The organism is Xanthobacter sediminis (genome assembly GCF_043195015.1).
GTDB lineage: Bacteria > Pseudomonadota > Alphaproteobacteria > Rhizobiales > Xanthobacteraceae > Xanthobacter.
Window position 1 is genome coordinate 69,514 of record NZ_JBAFWH010000007.1, and the last position, 20,495, is coordinate 90,008.

The following is a 20,495-nucleotide window of genomic DNA, read 5'->3' on the forward strand; positions in this document are numbered from 1 at the left end:
ACGGGATTGTCTCTCCCGCCTGCCCTGGGAGGCTATTGCGTCATGCGGTAACGCTCAACCCGAAAAGTCAAAATATGCCGGCAAAAAGCAAAGCGCGGCCGCCCGGAGGACGGCCGCGCCCGGCGGCAAGGAAAACGGGCCGCGATGCGTCAGCATCTTCGCCGGCTCTTGTCATCACAGATAGGTTTCGTACTCCAGCGGCAGGATGACGCGCGTAAAGGCAGCCAGTTCTTCGGCCTTCATCACCGCATACACCCTGCGGTACTCCTCGCCGAATGCGCGCGCGATGAAGGGGGAAGAGGCGAAGCGAGCCACCGCATCCGCCATGGAGGGGCTGAGCTTGGGCGCGTCGCGGTCATAGGCGTTGCCCGCGAGGGCGGGCGGCGGCTCGATTTTGCGCTCCAGCCCCTCCAGCATGCCGGCGAGGATGGCCGCGAGCACGAGGTGAGGGTGCGCCTCCGCCCCGGCGATGCGATGCTCCAGCCGGCGCGCCTTGGGCGGCCCGTTGGGCACGCGCACCGCCACCGAGCGGTTGTCGTAGCCCCAGGTGACGGACACCGGCGCGTAGCTGCCGGGCACGAGGCGGCGGTAGCCGTTGAAGCTCGGCACGAACAGCAGTGTCGAATCGATCATGGTGGAGAGCAGGCCGCCGGCCGCATGGCGCAGCGCGTCGTCTCCCTCCCCGGGGCGGGCGAAGAAATTGTCGCCGTCCCGATCCACGAGGCTCACGTGCACATGCATGCCGTTGCCGGCGAAATCGGCGAGGGGCTTGGCCATGAAGGTGGCGCGCAGGCCGTTGCGCCGCGCCACGCCATCGATGAGCCGGCGCAGCAATATGGCGTCGTCGGCCGCGCCCATGGGGTCGACCCGGTGGTAGAGGTTGACCTCGAACTGGCCGGGCGCCGCCTCGGAGATCACGGTGTCGGCGGGCAGGCCCTGGGCCACGCACGCCTCGCGGATCTCGTGCAGCACCTCGGCGAAGGCGTCGAGATCGGACATGGAATACATGTTCTGCCGCGCCTGCCCGGTGGCGGGGAATACCGGCTCCGGCTCCGCGCCGGAGGCGCCGGGCTTCAGCAGGTAGAATTCCAGCTCGAAGGCGACGCAGGGGGTGAGCCCCAGCTCCGCGAAGCGCGAGACGATCTTGGCGAGCTGCTGGCGCGGATCGAGCCGCCAGGGGCGCCCGCGGGGCGAGCCGTCAGGCTCGTGCATGGTGATGAGCACCTGCGCGGTGGGGCGCGAGGCCCACGGCACCGGCCTCAGCGTGCCCGGCACCGGCCAGCACAGGCCATCCTTGTCGCCGGTCTCCAGGTGGATGCGGGTGGCCTCCACCTCGCAGCCCCACACGTCGAGGCCGAAGATGGACAGAGGAATAGCGACCCCGTCCTTCCACACCTTGCCGAGGGATGCGCCGGGCAGCCATTTGCCCCGGAGGATGCCGGACGTGTCCGGCAGCAGGACCTCCACCACATCGGGGGTGCCGAAGGCATTCAGAAAGGCCGCGGCCTCATCCAGCGGCGCATCGGGCGCCGCGGGTTCGAGAGGCTGGCCGGACGCAGGTGCCGGCATGATGCTCCAGATGACAGTTTGCACGCCCGCTCATCCAAGCGCGAAGCCGCGAAAGCTTCAAGCGCGACGATGACCGGAGTGCACTTCACCCTGCGAAAATTCGCGCGGCGGCCCGGCCCGCACGCGGCGAAGCCCCCGACGGCCGGGGGCGGCCGGCGGGGAGAACTACAGCGCGCTCAACCGCGCTCGACGTCGTAGCCCGCGGCCTTCCAGGCCAGGATGCCGCCCTGCATGTGCTCCTCGAACGGCAGGCCGGCCCGCTGGGCCGCAGCCGCCGCCTGCTGGGAGCGCTGGCCCGAGCGGCAGGAAAACACGAGGCGCTTGCCCGCGTGGTCCGGCAGGGGCTCGGCCGCGAAGCGGCTCAGGGGCAGGTTCACCGCGCCGGGAATGCGCTCGGCCTGCGTTTCGTTGGGCTCGCGCACGTCCACCAGCAGAATGGTGCCGTCGGCCAGGCCGGCCTTCACGTCGGCGGGGGTCAGGTGGGTCACACGCCCGCCGAAGGGGTTTGTCTCACTCATGAATGCGGTGTCCTCGAAAGAAGGCGCAAACCTGCACCCGGGAGCGCCCGCGGCGCAAGCCCCATGCGGCGAGAGAGCTGAGCCGTGACGAGAAAGCCGTGATGCCGAAGCCATCGCCTTCCGGCTGGCGCCGGAGCGCCACCGATGCGCAGCTTCAGAGAGCGTTTTGAGCGGAGCCACCCTCCAGCCTGTGTGCGAAGGGGCAGCAGCACGCCGGGCGGCGGTGGATACGCCGCATCTTCGCCCCATATGTCCGCCCAACTGGCGCCGGGTTCGCGCGGCCAGCCGCGCGTCGTCATCACGGCCCGGGCGGGCAGTCCCGCCGGGCAACAGGGAATTGGGACCATGCTGATCCGCGCCGGGCTCGTCGCCCTCACGCTCGCCGGGCTCGCCACCACCGGCCTCGCCACATCGGCGCAGGCGCAGAACAACACCGCGGCGGGCGCCGTCATCGGCGGTGCCACCGGCGCGCTGATCGGCGGCGCCGTCACCGGGCGCGCCGGCGGCGCGGCGGTGGGTGCGGTGCTCGGCGGCGCCACCGGCGCCATCCTCGGCGCCCAGTCGGAGCAGCGGGCGCCCCAGCCCTCCTATTTCTGGGGCCAGGACGGGCGCTGCTACCTGCAGGACCCCGACGGCGAGGTGATGCGCGTCTCGCGCTCCTACTGCCGCTGATTCCCTTGCGGATTGTTGATCGGCTCCGTTCCCCCGCACGGTTCCGATGAGCAGGAAGGCGCCGGCTCCCATGCCGGCGCCTTTTTGCTGTGGCGCGGCCCATCCGCCCGCCCCCTGGCCGCGGATGGGCAAAGCTGCTGAGATGGTGGACGATTCACTTCATCCGATTCTGCCCCATGCCGCTTCCCCCGCTGAACCCGCCTGACCTCGACACGCTGCGCGCCGGCGGCAAGAGAGCCGTCGCCCAGGCCCTCGCCGCCGTGGAGACACGCCGCGGCCAGCCCGATCTCGTGACCCTGCTCGACGCCGCCGCCAAGGCCGCCAAGGCCCATGTGCTGGGCCTCACCGGGCCGCCCGGCGTGGGCAAGTCCACCCTCACCAACGCGCTGGTGCACCGGGCGCGCGCCGCCGGCCAGACGGTGGCGGTGCTGGCGGTGGACCCCTCCTCCCGCCGCACCAAGGGCGCCCTGCTGGGCGACCGCGCCCGCATCCAGACCGATCCGGAGGACCGCGGCGTGTTCGTGCGCTCCATGGCCGCGCGTGACCGCCTCGGCGGCCTCTCCGACGATGCCATCGCCGCCGTGGTGCTGCTGCGCGCCGTGTATGACCTCGTGATCGTGGAGACGGTGGGCGTCGGCCAGTCGGAGGCGGACATCTCGCTGGTGGCGGACACGGTGGTGCTCTGCATCCAGCCTGCCTCGGGCGACAGCCTCCAGTTCATGAAAGCCGGAGTGATGGAGCTGCCGGACATCATCGTCGTCACCAAGGCGGACATGGTGGAGATCTCCCGCCGCGCCGCCTCCGAGGTGGCGGGCGCGCTCTCCCTCTCGGGCGGGAGCGAGGCGTGGACGGTGCCGGTGGTCCGCCTCTCCGCCGCCAGCGGCGAGGGGCTCGACGCGTTCGAAGCGGCCGTGGACACCCACCGCGCCTTCCTGGCGGCCGACGGCCGGCGCGAGGTCCTGCGGGCCACGCAGGAGGGCAAATGGGTGGAGGAGGCTGTCAAGGTGCGCTTCGGCACCCACGGCCTCGCCCGCGCCCGTGGCATTTGCGCCACGGGCGGCGGCCCCTTCGCCCGCGAAGCCGAATTGGCGGCGCGGTTAACCTCCGATCAACGCTGATCGGCCAATGTTCTTGCCTGTCGCCGGCTCGCAACAGCCGGCGCGCTGAGGGCGTTTGCGGACGGCGTGGACTTGACGGTTCACACGCCCGAACGCGTGAGACACGGCAGTTCCGGGCGGCCGCCGCGCCGCCGGCGCGTGAGCGGACGAGGCAGGACCCATGGCTTCCCCGGATGTGTGGCGGCGCACGCTGCCGCTCGTCGTGGCCCTCGGCGCGCTCGGCGCCGGGCCGGCCCCGCTAAGGGCGGGCGAGGCGGCCCTCGCCGAAAGCGCCGGCGCCGTCCTCATCTCCGCGCCCCTGGCCGCGCCCATGCGCAGCCTGAAGGTCGCGACCCTCGACCTGCCCCGCCCCATCGGCACCGCCCGCGCCGTGCCAGACCTGCCGGCGCCGCCCCCGCCGGTGCCGCAGCCGGCCGCCATCCCCGTCACGCCCGACCGGGAGTTCCAATATCCCCCGCCGCTGGTGCTGGGCACCCCGCAGGCCGCCCCGGCGCCCCAGGCCGAAGCGGCGGAGCCGGCCGCCGGCGCACCCTCCAGGAGCGCCCATCTGGAACTGGCCCTCGACCTGCTGCTGGAGCTGCCGGTGATCCAGGACGACGGCGCGGGGCTTGCGGCCTCCACCGCGTTCGGCATCGATTTCGACGGCATGGAAGCCGCCGACGTGGCGCTGCCCCCCGCGCCCGAGACGGTGCCCGAGGAGGCGCCCGCCAACAACGCATTGGCCGAGGTCTCCCCCGGCGAGGCGAGCGAGCCCGCAGTGCTGCACGACACCACCACCGTGTTCGCCAGCGATCCGCGCCAGTTCCCGCCGCTCGCCTTCGAATATCACGCGCTCGCGGACCAGGGCTTCGTGCCGCAGCCGCTCTCGCCGCCGGCCCCCGCCCCGGCGCTGGCGCCCGCCGTGGCGGAGGAGCAGAGCCCGGAGCGGGACGGCATCTGGCCCTCCCCCGCCCAGCGCCTGCGCCTGGAGGGCGCGCCCCTCGCCCGCGCCCAGAAGTGCCTGGCGGAAGCCATCTATTTCGAAAGCCGCGGCGAGCCCAAGCGCGGGCAGATCGCGGTGGCCCAGGTGGTCGTCAACCGCGTCTTCTCCGGCTACTACCCGGCCGACGTGTGCGGCACCGTCTACCAGAACGCCCACCGGCACCTCGCCTGCCAGTTCACTTTCGCCTGCGACAGCGTGAAGGACGTGATCCGCGAGCCGGACATGTGGGTGCAGGCCAAGGAGATCGCCGCCGACATGCTGGACGGCAGGCTCTGGCTCGACAGCGTGGGCCGCGCCACCCACTACCACGCCTATTGGGTGCATCCGAGCTGGGTGCGGGAGATGCGCAAGCTCGACCGAATCGGCGTGCACACCTTCTACCGCCCCCGCCGCTGGCAAGGCTGATGCCGCAGGCCCGCGTTGAGGCCGCTTGCGCAAAATCCATTCGGCGCCGGTGGACGACCGAGGCCGATGGCCCCTCCGCGTGAAGGCCGCCCGGCCACAGGGAAGGGGCCGGACGCGATGGCGGGAGGCGACCCCGCCGGGCAAGCCGCGGGTTTGAGCGAGGTCACTGCCGGCCGGCATCGGCGGGCCCGTGGCAGCAATGCCCACGCCGTACCGGTGCGTGCACGTACCGCATGCGCGGCCATGTGGAAGCATCGAACGATGCGCGGAAGCACCGGGACTCACCCGCCTCCAGGCCCTGCCGCGCGCACCCGTGAAACCAAAGGCCCGCGAGCTTGGCTCCCGGGCCTTTGGTTAAGTCCACGCGGCGTTTGGTGAAATTTGACGGGCCCCGGCCCCTGACCGGCGCCGAGGCATGGGCCACCCGCCGTCCAGACGCGGCGGACGCGTGCGCTCCATCCGCAAGGCCAGGGGGGCCGCGCTCCGGCTTGGAGGGGGGCTTGCATTTCCGCGAGAATGCCACCGACAGACGCCCGGCGCTCCCGCCGGCCGAAAGGCGAGGCATCGGATCGGGGGGTGATTTTCACGGGAACCGAAGCCCGCTTCGCCGCAGGGGGCGAAGCGAAGGCGCCGCCTCGCGCCCCCCCGGCTCCCCACGCGCCGTGGCTCCAGGCCCAGGCGCGCCCGGAAGGATGACGCCTCCTTCCCCGCGCGGGGAAGGAGGCGAAGCCGTCAGAGGCCGGTCTGGGCTTCCACCACCGCCACCGCCGTCATGTTGACGATGCCGCGCGCGGTGATGGAGGGGCTCAGGATGTGGGCGGGCTTGGCGGTGCCCATCAGGATGGGCCCGACGGGCAGGGAATCGCCCAGCACCTTCAGCATGTTGTAGGCGATGTCGGCGGCGTCGAGGTCCGGCATCACCAGCACATTCGCCACGCCCTGGAGGCGCGAGTGCGGCAGGGCGCGCTTGCGGATGTCCTCCACCAGGGCGGCATCGGCCTGCATCTCGCCGTCCACCTGCAGGTCGGGCGCCCGCTCGCGCAGGATCTCCAGCGCCGCGCGCACGCGCTTGGCCGCCAGCGTCTCGTGGCTGCCGAAGTTGGAGTGGGAGAGCAGCGCGACGCGCGGCTCCAGGCCGAACCGGCGCACGTGGGCCGCCGCCAGCACGGTCATCTCCGCGAGGTCGGGGGCGGTGGGCTCGGTCTGGATCTGGGTGTCGCAGATGAAGAAGTTGCCCTTGGGCGTGATGAGCAGCGAGAGCGCCGCCAGTTCCTTCACCCCCGGCGCGCGGCCGATGATGTCGCGCACCTGGCGGAAGTGCCGGGTGAAGCGCCCCTCGATGCCGCACAGCATGGCGTCCGCCTCGCCGCGCCGCACCGCCAACGCGGCGATGACGGTGGGATGGGTGCGCACCAGGGTGCGGGCCGCATCCGGCGTCACGCCCCGGCGGCCAGCGACGTCGATATAGTCGCGCACATAGTCGCGGTAGCGCGGATCGTCCTCGGGATTGATGAGCTCGAAGTCCTGGCCGGCGCGAATGGAGAGACCGAAGCGCTTGATGCGGCTTTCCACCACATTGGGCCGGGCCACCAGGATGGGACGGGCGATGCCCTCCTCCACCACCGCCTGCACGGCGCGCAGCACGCGCTCGTCCTCGCCCTCGGCGTAGATCACGCGCATCTTGTCCTGCTTCGCGCGGGCGAACAGGGGACGCATGATGAAGCCGGAGCGGAACACGAAATCGTCGAGCACCGCCTGGTAGTGCTCGAAATCGGCTATGGGCCGGGTGGCGATGCCGGTGTCCATGGCCGCCTTCGCCACCGCGGGGGCGATGCGCAGGATCAGGCGCGGGTCGAACGGCGAGGGAATGAGCGAATCGGCGCCGAACATGCGCGTCTCGCCGCCATAGGCGCGGGCCACCACGTCGGAGGGCGCCTCGCGCGCGAGGGCGGCGATGGCCTCCACGGCCGCCATCTTCATCTCGTCGTTGATGTCGGTGGCGCCCACGTCCAGCGCCCCGCGGAAGATGTAGGGGAAGCACAGGACGTTGTTGACCTGGTTCGGGAAATCCGAACGGCCGGTGCAGATCATGGCATCCGGCCGCGCCTCGCGCGCCAGCTCGGGCATGATCTCTGGGGTGGGGTTGGCGAGGGCCATGATGAGCGGATGATCCGCCATCTTCTTCACCATCTCCGGCTTCAGCACGCCGCCGGCGGAGAGGCCGAGGAAGATGTGTGCGCCCTCGATCACCTCGTCGAGGGTGCGCTTGTCGGTCTGCTGGGCGAACTTTTCCTTGTAGGGGTCCATGAGGGTGTTGCGGCCCTCGTAGACCACGCCCTCGATGTCGCAGACCCAGATGTTCTCCTTCCGGGCGCCAAGCTTCACGAGAAGGTTCAGCGAGGCTAGGGCGGCGGCGCCGGCTCCCGAGGCGACGATCTTGAGATCCTCGATCCTGCGGTTGCCCACTTCCATGGCGTTGCGCACGGCGGCGCCGACGATGATGGCGGTGCCGTGCTGGTCGTCATGGAAGACCGGGATCTTCATGCGCTCGCGCAGCTGGCGCTCCACCTCGAAGCACTCGGGCGCCTTGATGTCCTCGAGGTTGATGCCGCCGAAGGTGGGCTCCAGCGCGCTGATGACGTCCACCATGCGGTCCACGGTCAGCGCGTCGATCTCGATGTCGAACACGTCGATGCCGGAGAACTTCTTGAACAGGACCGCCTTGCCCTCCATCACCGGCTTGCCGGCCAGCGGGCCGATGGCGCCGAGGCCGAGCACGGCGGTGCCGTTGGAGACGACGCCCACGAGGTTGGCGCGGGTGGTCAGCTCCGCCGCCTGCAGCGGATCGGCGGCGATGGCCTCGCAGGCCGCGGCGACGCCGGGCGAATAGGCAAGCGCCAGGTCCCGCTGGTTGCCGAGCGGTTTGGTGGCCTGGATCTCCAGTTTTCCGGGCCGGGGCAGGCGGTGATAGACGAGCGCTCCGGAACGCAGATCCTCGGAAATATTCGACGCCATCCTTGCTCCTGCTCCTTCACCATCGCCGCGCTACTTGAGTACCGCGCACCCACGGTCGCGTGTGTACGCCCGCGCGATCTCGATATGATCTCTCTTGCGTCAGTCCTGAAACGGGCGCGAAAGGTAACGGCGCGGTTCGCCGATGTCACGGCCCACCGCACAAATTGAGCAATGCTGCGAACGCACAGGAAGGCTGTGCGACGCGCAGAGGTCGGCGACGAGGACTTTTCCCATGAAGAAACCGCTTGTCATCGGCATCGTGGCCGTTCTCGTCCTCGGCGCCGGCGGCTACGCCGGCGTGCAGTATTGGGCGCAGCACAAGGCCCATGCCGTCATCGACGAAGCGCTCGCCAACGTGCGCGCCACCGGCGCCAAGGCCAGCCTCGGCTCCAGCGCGGTTTCGGTGAAGGACCGCAGCCTGACCCTCGGCGACCTCTCGGTGACCTCGGCCGACGGCGCCCTCTCGCTCACCGTCTCCCGTCTGGCTGCGCGGGGCATGGGCACGCCGCGCGACGGGCGAATCACCGCCGACGCGGTCGAACTCGAGAACGTCACCATCACCCGCACCGACGGCCCCGGCGGCGCGCGCCTGGTGGAGACCCTGCCCCACGTCGCCATCGAGCGCTACGCCGGCCCGCTGGTGGTGACCCCCACCGCCGGCAATGCTGCGGACCTGGTGGCGGCGAACCCGGTGGTGCTCGCCCTGCGCCAGCTCGCCGGCGTGGACGCCGCCCGCGTCGACGTGCCCCACGCCGTCACCCGCATGACCGCCGGCAAGGATGGCCCGCTGCCCGGCCGGGCGCGGGAGCTGACCCTCGACGGTATCGCGGCCACCGATGTGCGCTCCGGCCGCATCGCCCGCTTCTCCATCGCCCGCCTCACGGCCGAGGGCCAGCCGGCCGATCCCGCCAAGGCGGACGCAGGCGCGGCCGCTCCCGGCAAGGCCGGGAGCACCGGCCCCGACGATGCCGCGGACACCGACGACGGCAGCCTGCCGCGGGTGGAGTTAAGCGCCATCCTCGCCCGCGACATCGATATCACCCCGCTGTTCGCCACCCCCGCCGACAGTGGCCTCAAGAGCGTGCTCGGCGCGCTGGAGACCGGCGCCTTCACCATCGAGCAGCAGGACGACATCCGCACCGAGGGCGCGGGCCTCAAGCTCACGTCGGTGGCGCTGAAGCCGGCCGCCATCACCGCCGCGCGCCTCCAGGCCCTCGACGCCCTCTCTGCGGACGAGCCGCCGGCCGACCCCGCGCCGCTGCTGGCGGAGGCCGACGCCCTGCTGCGCGGCATCGCCTTCGGCGCCTTCGAGGTGCGCGACATGCGCACCATCGAGCCCGTGGGCGGCGGCCGCGCCGCCCTCTTCGCCCTCAACAAATACGAGGGCGGAGTGCTCGCCGAGATGCGGTTCGAGGGGGTGGAAGGCGACAGCGACGGGCGCACCATGAAGTTCGGCAGCATTTCCCTGACGGGGCTCGACCTGCCGCGCCTGCTCGCGCTCGCCCATGCCTCGGAGCCGACCCGGCCGGATGTGGCGCTGGGCGGCTTCCGCGCCCTCACCGGCGTCACACTCTCCGGCATCGAAGTGCCCGCCGACACCTCCGGCGACAAGCCGGCCGACCCCATCCGCATCGGCCGCGCGGGGCTCACCTGGGGCGATTTCCCCGATGCGTCCGGCGTGCTGCCGGGGCGCATCCGCTTCGACCTCGCCGACGTCACCGGCCCCATCGACGCGGAGGACGGGGAACCCTTCAACACGCTGGCCGCCGCCGGCCTGAAGGAGGCCACCTTCTCCCTCGCCCTCGGCGCCGTCTACGACCCCGCCACCAGCAGCATCAGCCTCAGCCCCGCCGAGGTGGAGGTGAAGGACGCCTTCCGCACCGCCTTCACCGCGCGTCTGGACAACCTGCCGCTCAAGGCCCTCGCCTCAGAGGAGGCGCTCACGGCGGCGATGCCGGGCGTGAACATCGGTCCGCTCGGCCTCACCATCACCGACCACGGCCTCGCCAACCTGATGCTGCAGCGCCTCGCCGAGGCGGACGGGGTGAGCGTGGAGGAATATCGCGCCCACCTGCTCGACCTGCTGAACCAGGGCATCGCCGCTGCCGCTTCCGGCGCCCCAGAGGCGGCCGCCGTGGGCGAGGCCATCGCCCGCTTCATCCGCGACCCGAAGACGCTGGAGATCACCGCGACCCCCAAGGGCCGGGTGCCCCTGCTCGCCTTCATCAACTCCGACGACCCCACCGCGCCGCTGCAGCTCTTCAGCTTCACCGCGGTCAATAAGCCCTGAGGCCGCAACGGAAGGCCGGCGGGGCAAGACGCCCCCCGGCCCTCAGCCGCCGGACTTTTCCAGCGCCGCGAGATCAATGGCGGAGAGGAAAGCCCGCTTCTCCGCCTCGCCGGCATTGCCCTCGATCATGACGAGGCTGCCGCCGCCGACAAACTGCACCGTGCCATCGCGGGTTATCACGGCGGTACGGCCATCGATCCGGAAGAGCTTCCCCGTCATGCCCAGTATCTGGGCATTGCTGAACATGGCGCTCATCTGCGCGACGATCGGAGATTGGGCGATGATCCTGACGCTCACCTGCTCCTTGCCGCGGGTATATTCCCGCTTGGCGATCAATCCGCCCCCGAACATGGCGACGGCCGCGGCATCGGTCTCGACTTGGCCGGCGGTCCAGCCGGCGGGCGCCGGCGGCAGGAACTTCGCCAGCCCCTCCGCATTGCGCTGGGCCAGCAGCTGGGAGGCCACGTCCAGGGCCTGCCTGGCGTCGGAAAGGTTGCCGGCGGCATAGGCCTTCTGTGCCTCGGCGATGGCATCGGCGATGTCATCGGCACGGGCGGGAAGGCTGGCGGCCGCGGGCGCGGCCAGCAGGGCGAGGGCCAGAGCGAGTTTCGACAGGGACCTGCGCAAGACGACCTCCTCGGCCGGACACACGGATATACCGCCGCTCGTGACATGGAAGCGGCACGCCTGCGCTCGGATCGGCATCCGCCACCGGCCGGCGGCACCGCTCCGCCCGGAAGCAGGGCGCAGGGATGGCCAGCGGCTCCTGCCCCCTCCGCCTGCCCAGGGGACGGGCGCGCAGCGGTCGCGCCCCGGACAATGCCGAAAGGTGATGCCGCCAGCAACGGGGCGCGCCAAAAGAAAACCTCCCGCGCCGGCCGGCGCGGGAGGTCGCATCAAAGAGCTCTTTGCCGTAGCCGGCGCCTTACTTCTGCGGCGGCACCGGGCGGATGTGGAGCTCGCGCAGCTGCTTCGGCGAAGCCTCGTTGGGCGCGCCCATGAGCAGGTCGAGGGCCTGCTGGTTCATGGGGAAGATGGAGATCTCGCGCAGGTTGGTGGTGCCGCACAGGAGCATCACGATGCGGTCCACGCCCGCCGCCATGCCGCCGTGGGGCGGGGCGCCGTACTGGAACGCGCGATACATGCCGCCGAAGCGCTCGATCACCGTCTCCTCGTCATAGCCGGCCAGCTCGAACGCCTTCACCATGGCCTCCGGGCGATGGTTGCGGATGCCGCCGGAGGCGATCTCGTAGCCGTTGCAGGCGATGTCGTACTGGAACGCCTTGATGGTGAGCGGGTCCTGCGTCTGCAAGGCCTCCAGGCCCCCCTGCGGCATCGAGAACGGATTGTGCGAGAAGTCGACCTTCTTCTCGTCCTCCGACCACTCGTAGAAGGGGAAGTCCACGATCCACGCGAGCTCGAAGCGCTCGGTGTCGATCAGGTTCAGCTCCTCGCCCACCTTGGTGCGGGCGGCGCCGGCGAACTTCACGAACTTGGCGGGGTCGCCCGCCACGAAGAAAGCGGCATCCTCCGCCTCAAGGCCGAGCTGCTGGCGGATGGCCTCTGTGCGCTCGGGGCCGATGTTCTTGGCGAGGGGGCCGGCGCCCTCATTGCCCTCGCGCCACATGATGTAGCCGAGGCCGGGCTGGCCCTCGCCCTGGGCCCAGGCGTTCATGCGGTCGCAGAAGGCGCGCGAGCCGCCCTTGGGCGCCGGGATGGCCCACACCTCGTTCTTCTCCACCTCCAGGAGGCGAGCGAAGACCTTGAAGCCGGATTCGCGGAAATGCGCAGAGACTTCCTGCATTTCCAGAGGGTTGCGCAGGTCCGGCTTGTCGGTGCCGTATTTGCGCATGGAGACGGCATAGGGAATGCGCGGCCAGTTCTGGGTCACCGGCTTGCCGTCCGCGAACTGCTCGAACACGCCGCGGATGACGGGCTCCACCGCCGCGAAGATGTCCTCCTGCTCCACGAAGCTCATTTCCAGGTCGAGCTGGTAGAACTCGCCGGGCAGGCGGTCGGCGCGGGGGTCTTCGTCGCGGAAGCAGGGGGCGATCTGGAAGTAGCGGTCGAAACCGCTCATCATGATGAGCTGCTTGTACTGCTGGGGCGCCTGGGGCAGCGCGTAGAACTTGCCGGGATGCAGGCGCGAGGGCACCAGGAAGTCGCGCGCGCCCTCGGGGGACGAAGCGGTGAGGATGGGCGTCTGGAACTCGAAGAAGCCCTGGCCCTTCATGCGGGCGCGCATGGCGTCGATGATGGCGCCGCGGGTCATGATGTTCTTGTGCAGCTTCTCCCGGCGCAGGTCGAGGAAGCGGTACTTCAGCCGGGTCTCCTCCGGATACTCCTGGTCGCCGAACACCGGCAGCGGCAGCTCGGCGGCGGTGCCCAGCACTTCCAGCTCGGTGGCATAGATCTCGACGGCGCCGGTGGCGAGGTCGGGATTCCCGGTACCCTCGGGGCGCAGGCGCACCTTGCCATCGATGCGGATGACCCATTCGGCACGGGCCTTCTCGGCATCCTTGAAGGCGGCGCTGTCGGGGTCCACCACCACCTGGGTGAGGCCGTAATGGTCGCGCAGGTCGATGAACAGCACGCCGCCGTGGTCGCGGATGCGGTGGCACCAGCCGGAGAGCCGGACGTGCTCGCCCACCTCGGCGGTGGTGAGCGCGCCGCAGGTATGGGAGCGATAGCGGTGCATCAAATTGCCCTTTCCAGGCTGAACAGGTGGGGCGCGGGAAGCCTGGGGCTCCTCCCGCGGGGCCCCGCGCGCAGCCGATCGGGCGCGCGCAGCACCACGCGGGCACAGCCCGTGCCGGCCGATGCGCGCGCATCGGCGCGGGCTGTCCGCGTCTGAAGCGGGGGCGAAGGTGCATGCGCCCCGCGCCGTGTCAAGGGTTCGACGCCGGGAGAGCCCCGAGAAAGACGCCGGAGGACGGCGATCCCGCCCCGCGGGGATCATGACTGTTATGCGTGTCAAATTTTGTCGGGGGCCTGTTCGGGCCACGGTCCTGTTTCCGCTGCCACCGGCGTGGTATGACCATCCGGGCGTGAGGCGCGCGCCAGACCGGAGGCAGCGGGCCACCACCAAGACACGGGATACCGAGTGCGTTCAGGCCCTTCCCCTACCGATACCGCTTCGCCCGCCTCCCGCCTGGAGGCCGCCGCCGATGCCCCCCACGAAGACGAGGCCCTTGCGCCCCCACGGCGCCTGCTGCGGCCACGGGCGCTGCTGGTCAGCCTCGGCATCGCCGTCTGCGCGATCATCTGCCTGGGCACGGCGGCGCTCGTCACCTCGCTCTACCGGCAGAGCTACGCCGAGCACCGGCGCGAGGTCCGCAACCTCGCCATCTCGCTCGCGGAGCAGATGGACCGGGCGCTGCAGAGCCTCGACCTCGTGCAGCGCAGCCTGGCCGAGCGGATCGCCGACACGGGCATCTCCACCCCGCAGGAGTTCACCGCCGCGATGGGGCAGCGTTCGATAAACGGGCTGATGCGTGAAAAGATGTCCGGCCTGCCTCATGTGGAAGCCCTCTCAATCGTCGGCAGCGACGGCCGGCTCGTGAACACCACCCGCCGCTGGCCGACCCCTGACATCGATCTCGCCAACCGCGACTACTTCATCGTGCTGAGCAGCATGAAGGGGCCCTCCACCTTCATCGGCGAGGCGGTGCGGAACACTCTGACGGGGGCCGTCACCTTGTTCCTGGCGCGGCGCGTCACCGCGCCCGACGGCACGTTCCTCGGCATCATCCTCGGGGCCATGGCGCAAGCCTCGTTCGAGGAGCACTTCGCCAACATAGACCTTGCCCCCTCCGGCCTCATCGCCCTGCTGCGCGACGACGGCGCCCTGCTCGCGCGCGTGCCCGGCAGCGCCGCCCAGTTCCCCCGCGACGCGGCGGTGCGGGCCGGGGTCGCCCGCGCCCTGTTCGCGCGCGCCGGCGGCGACGACGTGATCCCCGCCGGCATCCTCGACGCGCGCGAGCGGGTGGTGGCGGTGGAGAAGCTCGCGAACTTCCCCCTCGCCGTGGTCATCAGCGACAGCGTGGACTGGCTGGAGGAGCAGGCCTGGCGGCAGATGCTGCCCGTCATCCTGGCGGCCGTGCTGGTGTGCGGCCTCATCGGCCTCGTCATCTATTTCGTCATCCGCCAGCTCGACCGCGAGCAGGCCTTCTCGGAAATGGAGCGCCGCCGGGCGCGCTACGACGCCCTCACCGGCCTGCCCAACCGCCTGTTCTTCGCTGAACGGCTGGCCGCCCGCCTCGCCCGCGCCGGCGATCGCCAGATCGCCCTTCTCTTCATCGACCTCGACTACTTCAAGAGCGTCAATGACACCCTGGGCCACGATATCGGCGACGCTTTGCTCCAGGCCGTCGCCGAGCGGCTGCTGGACGCGGTGGCGGAGCACGACTTCGTGGCGCGCCTGGGCGGCGACGAATTCGCCGTCATCTGCGGCGAGGCCGCGGACGACCAGCAGGCGGAGGCCGCCGCCCTCGCCGTGATCGAGGCCCTGAAGGCGCCCTTCATGCTGGAGCACCACCAGGTGCTGACCGGCGCCAGCGTGGGCATCGCCATGTTCCCGCGCGACGGAACCGACGTCGCCACCCTGCTCAAGTGCGCGGACCTCGCCCTCTACGGAGCCAAGAACGACGGCCGCGGCACCGCGCGCCTGTTCGAGGCCAACATGGGCGACACCGCCCGCGCCCGGCGCGACATCGAGCTCGACCTGCACGAGGCCTGGGAGAAGAGCCAGTTCCGCATGGCCTACCAGCCCATCTTCGAGGCCGCGAGCGGGCGGCTCGCCGGGTTCGAGGCGCTGCTGCGCTGGCGCCACCCCGTGCGCGGGGAGGTGCCGCCCGAGCGCTTCATCCCGGTGGTGGAGGAATCGGGCCTCATCCTGAAGGTGGGCAGCTGGATCCTCGACCAGTCCTGCCGCACCGCCGCCGGCTGGCCGGAGCACCTTTTCATCTCCGTCAACGTCTCCCCCGCCCAGTTCCGGGGCGGGCGCACGGAGCAGCAGGTCCAGGACGCGCTGGAGCGCAGCGGCCTGCCGCCCGCCCGGCTGGAGCTGGAAATCACCGAATCGCTGCTGCTGAAGGCGGACGCTTCCGTGCGCGCCCTGCTGGACCGGTTCCGCGCGGACGGCATCATCCTCGCCCTCGACGACTTCGGCACCGGCTATTCCTCCCTGCGCTACCTGCAGGTGCTGAACATCAGCCGCCTGAAGATCGACCAGAGCTTTATCCGCCGCGTGGTGGACGACCCCCACACGCGGGCCATCGTGAAGGCGATCCTGAGCCTCGCCGAGGCGCTGGAGCTCAAGAGCACGGCCGAGGGCATCGAGTGTCAGGAACAGCTCGACTTCCTGAAGCAGGAGGGTTGCACCCATTTCCAGGGCTTCCTGCTGGGCCCGCCCATGTCCGAGGAGGAGGCGACACGTCTCGCCCGCGCCTCCGCCGGCTGAGGGGGCGGCGGACCCTCACCATCATCCCGCCGCCGGACAAAATCACGCCACAATCCCTTCCGCCCGCGCTCCGACGCGGATATGGTCGCCTTATGGATCTCATCACCACGACGGACGCTCTCGTATCGGCTTGTGAGCGCCTCGCCCGCCATCCCTTCGTCACCGTGGACACGGAATTCCTCCGCGAGACCACGTTCTGGCCCAAGCTGTGCGTCGTGCAGCTGGCCTCCCCGGAGGAGGCCATCGTGGTGGACGCCCTGGCCGAGGGGCTGGACCTCGCGCCCGTCTACCAGCTCATGGCCGACACGCGGATCATGAAGGTGTTCCACGCCGGCCGGCAGGACATCGAGATCATCTGGCATCAGGCCCGCCTCATCCCCCATCCGGTGTTCGACACCCAGGTGGCGGCCATGGTGCTGGGCTACGGAGACAGCATCTCCTACGACCAGCTCGTGCAGCGGGTGTGCGGACACGCCATCGACAAGTCCTCCCGCTTCACCGACTGGTCGCGCCGTCCCCTCAGCCCGGCGCAGGTGGCCTATGCGGTCACCGACGTGACCCACCTGCGGGACATCTACATGCGGCTCACGGCCGACCTCGACACCCGCGGCCGCGCCGAGTGGGTGGGCGAGGAAATGCACGTGCTCACCTCCCCCGCCACCTACGACCAGAACCCCGACACGGCGTGGGAACGTCTGAAGTCCCGCGTGCGCAAGCCGCGCGAACTGGGGGTGCTGGTGGAGGTGGCCGCCTGGCGCGAGCGCGAGGCCCAGAGCCGCGACCTGCCGCGCGGCCGCGTCATCAAGGACGAGGTGATCGGCGAGATCGCCGTGCAGCAGCCGCAGACCCCCGAAAAGCTCTCCGAGCTGCGCTCCCTGCCCAAGGGCTTCGAGCGCTCGCGCTACGGCGAGGCGGTGCTGGAGGCGGTGAAGCGCGGCCTCGCCCGCGACCCGCGCGCGCTCCCGCGCATCGAGCGCGACAAGCCGCTGCCCAACGGGGCCAACGCCACCGTGGAGCTGCTGAAGGTGCTGCTGCGCATGACCGCCGAGCAGAACGCGGTCGCCGCCAAGGTGATCGCCACCACCGACGACCTGGAGCGCATCGCCGTGGACGACGATGCCGACGTGCCGGCCATGAAGGGCTGGCGACGCGAGCTGTTCGGCGAGCGCGCCCTCGCCCTCAAGGCCGGCCGCGTCGCCCTGGCGGTGGAGAAGGGCCGCGTGGTCGCCGTGGAACGCTGACGGCCGCGCCTCCTGCGACAGGAGGCCGCCCCACACGCGGCCGCGAATCCCCCGGGCACCCTCGGCCGCCAGCATATCGCTCCCCGCGGGATGGCACGTCCCGCCTCAGCCGCGCGAGAGGCCGCGTGCCGCCAGTGCCTCCGCGTAGGCGGCCAGCAGCGCCTCCTGGTCCCGCCCGTAGCGGTAGAGCAGCGCCCAGGGATAGATGCCGGTGGAATGGCCGTCGTCGAAGGTGAGGCGCAGGGCGTAATTGCCCACCGCCTCCACGCCGGAGATGCGCACCGCGCGCTTGCCCGCCACCGTCACCTTCTCGTGGGGGGCATGGCCCTGCACCTCGGCGGAGGGGCTCTCCACCCGCAGCAGCTCGGCGGGAACGCGGAAATGCGCGCCGTCGTCAAAGGCGATGTCGAGCGCGTCCTTGTCCTGCGCCAGGCGGATCTCGGTGGGCCAGGCGGCGGGCACCGGCTCGGGCGCGGGGGGCTGGGGGGTCTCCTGCTGGGAGATGTTCCCGGTCATGGCGGGCGGTCCTTGTCTTGAAGCACGGCTTCGTGCGCCGGCTCCCTGTTCATGTCGCTGTGGCATACGATATAAGGAAGTGGCGCCGAAGTCCGCGCGCTGCCGCAGGCAGGGCGGGCTCCTCGAGATCGGCGGCAAGCCGGCGGATGGGGTGGCGCGGGGCGGATGACGAGGAGAGCGAGGCGGTGACTGCCGTGCTGAGGGACCTGATCGACCGGCCGAGCGTCGCCGCCGGCCGCGATGCCGGGCCGCTGGTGGATACCTTCGGCCGCGCGGTGACCTATCTGCGGGTCTCGGTGACGGATCGCTGCGACTTCCGCTGCGTCTATTGCATGTCCGAGCACATGACCTTCCTGCCGAAGCCGGAGCTGCTGAGCCTGGAGGAGCTGGACCGGCTGTGCGGCGCCTTCGTCATGCGCGGGGTGCGCCGGCTGCGCCTCACCGGCGGCGAGCCGCTGGTGCGGCGCGACGTGATGACCCTGGTTTCCAGCCTCTCCCGCCACCTGGAGACCGGCCGCCTCGACGAGCTGACGCTCACTACCAACGGCTCCCTGCTCGCCCGCTACGCAGCCGACCTCGCCGCCTGCGGCGTGCGGCGCATCAACGTCTCCCTGGACACGCGCGATGCCGCCCGCTTCCGCGCCGTGACACGCTGGGGCGACCTCGCCCGCGTGATGGAGGGCATCGCCGCCGCCAAGGCCGCGGGCATCCGGGTGAAGATCAACACCGTGGCGCTCAAGGGCGTGAACGAGGAGGAGATCCCGAGCCTCGTGGAATGGGCCCACGGCGAGGGGCACGACCTCTCCCTCATCGAGGTGATGCCGCTCGGCGAGGTGGGCGAGCAGCGCGTGGACCAATACCTGCCGCTGGATGCCGTGCGCGCGCGGCTGGAGCAGCGCTTCACCCTCTCGGACATCGCCTACCGCACCGGCGGCCCGGCGCGCTACGTGGAGGTCAAGGAGACCGGCGGGCGGCTCGGCTTCATCACCCCGCTCACCCACAATTTCTGCGAGGGGTGCAACCGGGTGCGGGTGACCTGCACCGGCACCCTCTACATGTGCCTCGGCCAGGAGGATGCCGCCGACCTGAGGGCGCCCCTGCGCGCCTCCCCCACCGACGAGGCCCTCCACGCCGCCATCGACGCCGCCATCTTCCGCAAGCCCAAGGGCCACGACTTCGTCATCGACCGCACCCACGGCCCGGCGGTGAGCCGGCACATGAGCGCCACCGGCGGCTAGGGCGATTTCAGCAAAAGCGCGCAGCGGTTTTGCCTCCGGAATTGCGACAGACAAAAAACCTGGAGCCTGTTCGGCCAACCGGTGTCTGGCGAACATGCCCTAACGCCCGCTTCACCATTGCGGCGCGACTGGGGCGCGGCCATGCGCGCCGCGCAGGGCCGCCGAGCGAGCGGCCGGAATTCCGCAAGGTCGGCGCGCGGGCGAATACGCTAAGTACGCAGCATGATCCGCTTTCCGCCGCCGGCTTCCGGCGGCGCGGCGCGGGAACATCCTCCGGCGCCGTTGGCCCGGCGGGAGCGGGAGGGCGCGGACAGCGCTTCCCGGCCTCGCACGTGCCTGCCGGAAGGGGGATGCCGCGTGCAGGGGAGACGCCGCGCACCGGCGCTCCGGCGCGGATCCGGGGAAGCGCGTTCGAAGGGCGAGACATGACGAACGGGACGGGTGGCAACCAGCCGGCCGGCGGCGCGCCGGGAATGGCGCTGAAGGGCGTCATCGCCATGGCGCTGGCCATGGCCATGTTCATCACCAACGACACCTGCCTGAAGGTGGCGGTGCGCGAGCTGCCGCTGGGCGAGACGATTTTCCTGCGCACCCTGCTCTCGGTGCTGATGATCCTGGCGCTGGTGGCGCGGGGCGGAGACCTACCGGCCCTGCCCATGGCCTTCCGCCCGCGCGTGCTGGCGCGCTCGTCGCTCGATTCGCTCACCACCTTCCTCTACGTGGCGGCGCTGGCGGTGATGCCCATCGCCTCCTCCACCACCATCTACATGGTGGCGCCGCTGATGACGACGGCGCTGGCGGTGCCCATGCTGGGGGAGAAGGTGAGCTGGCGCAGCTGGTGCGCCATCGTCATCGGCTTCTGCGGCGCGATCATCGTGACCCGGCCGGACCCCGCCACCTTCTCTGCGTTCGCCCTGCTGCCGGCGCTCGCCGCCTTCTGCGGCTCGGCGCGCGACGTGATGACCCGCGGCATCGGCATGGACATCCCCGGCCCGGTGGTGGGCTTCTCCTCGGGCATCGTCCTGGTTTCGAGCGCCGCCCTGTTCGCGCTGTGGGAGCCCTGGCACATGCCCTCCCTCAAGGTGCTGGGCGTGGTGTGCATCGCGTCCACCGCCTTCGCGGCGGGCACGGTGCTGCTGGTGTTCGCCTTCCGCCACGCGCCGGTGGCCTCGGTCTCGCCCCTGCGCTACCTCATGGTGTTCGGCGCGCTGGTCTCGGGCTACCTGGTGTTCGGCGATCTGCCGGACCTCTGGACCACGGCCGGCATGGTGCTGGTGGTGGGAGCCGGGCTCTATGCACTCACCTGCGAGCACCGGCGCAGCGTGAAGGCGCGCCGCGCGGCGGCGGGCTGCGGCAATGCCGCCATCGGCGCCGCGGTGGCCTGCGCCCCGGCGAAAGACTGAGGCATTTTCCGTTCGCACCGGCTCCCGGCAGGCGTTCTCAGGGGCGGTGCGAGCGCGCGGTTCCTCC

Annotated in this window: 14 protein-coding genes; 8 read left to right on the forward strand and 6 right to left on the reverse strand. The window is 70.9% G+C overall.

What is annotated here, in order from left to right; translation table 11 throughout:
- Positions 1-174 precede the first annotated feature (174 nt).
- Positions 175-1,569 (reverse strand): glutamine synthetase family protein, encoded by a 1,395-nt coding sequence (locus tag V5F61_RS11150; protein WP_393988184.1) that lies wholly within the window; start codon positions 1,567-1,569, stop codon positions 175-177.
- A 176-nt stretch (positions 1,570-1,745) separates the two neighbouring features.
- Positions 1,746-2,087, reverse strand: a complete 342-nt coding sequence (locus V5F61_RS11155) for a rhodanese-like domain-containing protein (RefSeq protein WP_393988119.1) — start codon at positions 2,085-2,087, stop codon at positions 1,746-1,748.
- Positions 2,088-2,432: 345 nt separating this feature from the next.
- Between V5F61_RS11155 and V5F61_RS11160 the strand changes: the two genes are divergently transcribed.
- The 3 genes from V5F61_RS11160 to V5F61_RS11170 all read left to right on the forward strand — a co-directional run bounded on the left by V5F61_RS11160 (position 2,433) and on the right by V5F61_RS11170 (position 5,264).
- Positions 2,433-2,759, forward strand: a complete 327-nt coding sequence (locus tag V5F61_RS11160; RefSeq protein ID WP_393988118.1) for a glycine zipper domain-containing protein — start codon at positions 2,433-2,435, stop codon at positions 2,757-2,759.
- Between the two features lie 176 nt (positions 2,760-2,935).
- On the forward strand, positions 2,936-3,877 hold the full coding sequence (locus V5F61_RS11165) for an ArgK/MeaB family GTPase (RefSeq protein WP_393988117.1): 942 nt from the start codon (positions 2,936-2,938) through the stop codon (positions 3,875-3,877).
- 160 nt (positions 3,878-4,037) lie between these two features.
- Positions 4,038-5,264 carry a cell wall hydrolase gene (locus V5F61_RS11170; RefSeq protein WP_393988116.1) on the forward strand — a complete coding sequence of 409 codons (1,227 nt, stop codon included), beginning with the start codon at positions 4,038-4,040 and terminating at the stop codon, positions 5,262-5,264.
- Between the two features lie 732 nt (positions 5,265-5,996).
- On the opposite strand, the gene V5F61_RS11175 is transcribed toward V5F61_RS11170, so the two are convergent.
- Positions 5,997-8,279, reverse strand: coding sequence for an NADP-dependent malic enzyme (locus tag V5F61_RS11175; RefSeq protein ID WP_393988115.1), 2,283 nt, complete (start codon positions 8,277-8,279; stop codon positions 5,997-5,999).
- Between the two features lie 232 nt (positions 8,280-8,511).
- Between V5F61_RS11175 and V5F61_RS11180 the strand changes: the two genes are divergently transcribed.
- Positions 8,512-10,569: a hypothetical protein gene (locus V5F61_RS11180; RefSeq protein ID WP_393988114.1), complete on the forward strand. Its 2,058-nt coding sequence runs from the start codon at positions 8,512-8,514 to the stop codon at positions 10,567-10,569.
- Between the two features lie 42 nt (positions 10,570-10,611).
- On the opposite strand, the gene V5F61_RS11185 is transcribed toward V5F61_RS11180, so the two are convergent.
- A complete protein-coding gene (locus V5F61_RS11185) occupies positions 10,612-11,196 on the reverse strand; it encodes a hypothetical protein (protein WP_393988113.1) in 585 nt (194 codons plus the stop codon).
- Positions 11,197-11,494: 298 nt separating this feature from the next.
- Entirely contained in the window at positions 11,495-13,267 is a 1,773-nt protein-coding gene (aspS, locus tag V5F61_RS11190; protein WP_393988112.1) for an aspartate--tRNA ligase, read from the reverse strand.
- Positions 13,268-13,672: 405 nt separating this feature from the next.
- Here aspS and V5F61_RS11195 point away from each other — a divergent pair, with 405 nt between their 5' ends.
- Both V5F61_RS11195 and rnd read left to right on the forward strand, forming a co-directional pair.
- The gene (locus V5F61_RS11195) at positions 13,673-16,030 is read left to right on the forward strand and encodes a putative bifunctional diguanylate cyclase/phosphodiesterase (protein WP_393988111.1); all 2,358 of its coding nucleotides are present in this window, start codon (positions 13,673-13,675) and stop codon (positions 16,028-16,030) included.
- A gap of 92 nt (positions 16,031-16,122) precedes the next feature.
- The gene (rnd, locus tag V5F61_RS11200; RefSeq protein ID WP_393988110.1) at positions 16,123-17,271 is read left to right on the forward strand and encodes a ribonuclease D; all 1,149 of its coding nucleotides are present in this window, start codon (positions 16,123-16,125) and stop codon (positions 17,269-17,271) included.
- Positions 17,272-17,376: 105 nt separating this feature from the next.
- Here rnd and V5F61_RS11205 read toward each other — a convergent pair whose 3' ends face one another.
- Positions 17,377-17,787, reverse strand: a complete 411-nt coding sequence (locus V5F61_RS11205; protein ID WP_393988109.1) for a gamma-butyrobetaine hydroxylase family protein — start codon at positions 17,785-17,787, stop codon at positions 17,377-17,379.
- Positions 17,788-17,972: 185 nt separating this feature from the next.
- Between V5F61_RS11205 and moaA the strand changes: the two genes are divergently transcribed.
- Both moaA and V5F61_RS11215 read left to right on the forward strand, forming a co-directional pair.
- Positions 17,973-19,025 carry a GTP 3',8-cyclase MoaA gene (gene moaA, locus V5F61_RS11210; RefSeq protein ID WP_394104040.1) on the forward strand — a complete coding sequence of 351 codons (1,053 nt, stop codon included), beginning with the start codon at positions 17,973-17,975 and terminating at the stop codon, positions 19,023-19,025.
- 425 nt (positions 19,026-19,450) lie between these two features.
- The gene (locus tag V5F61_RS11215; RefSeq protein ID WP_393988108.1) at positions 19,451-20,428 is read left to right on the forward strand and encodes a DMT family transporter; all 978 of its coding nucleotides are present in this window, start codon (positions 19,451-19,453) and stop codon (positions 20,426-20,428) included.
- Positions 20,429-20,495: the final 67 nt, after the last annotated feature.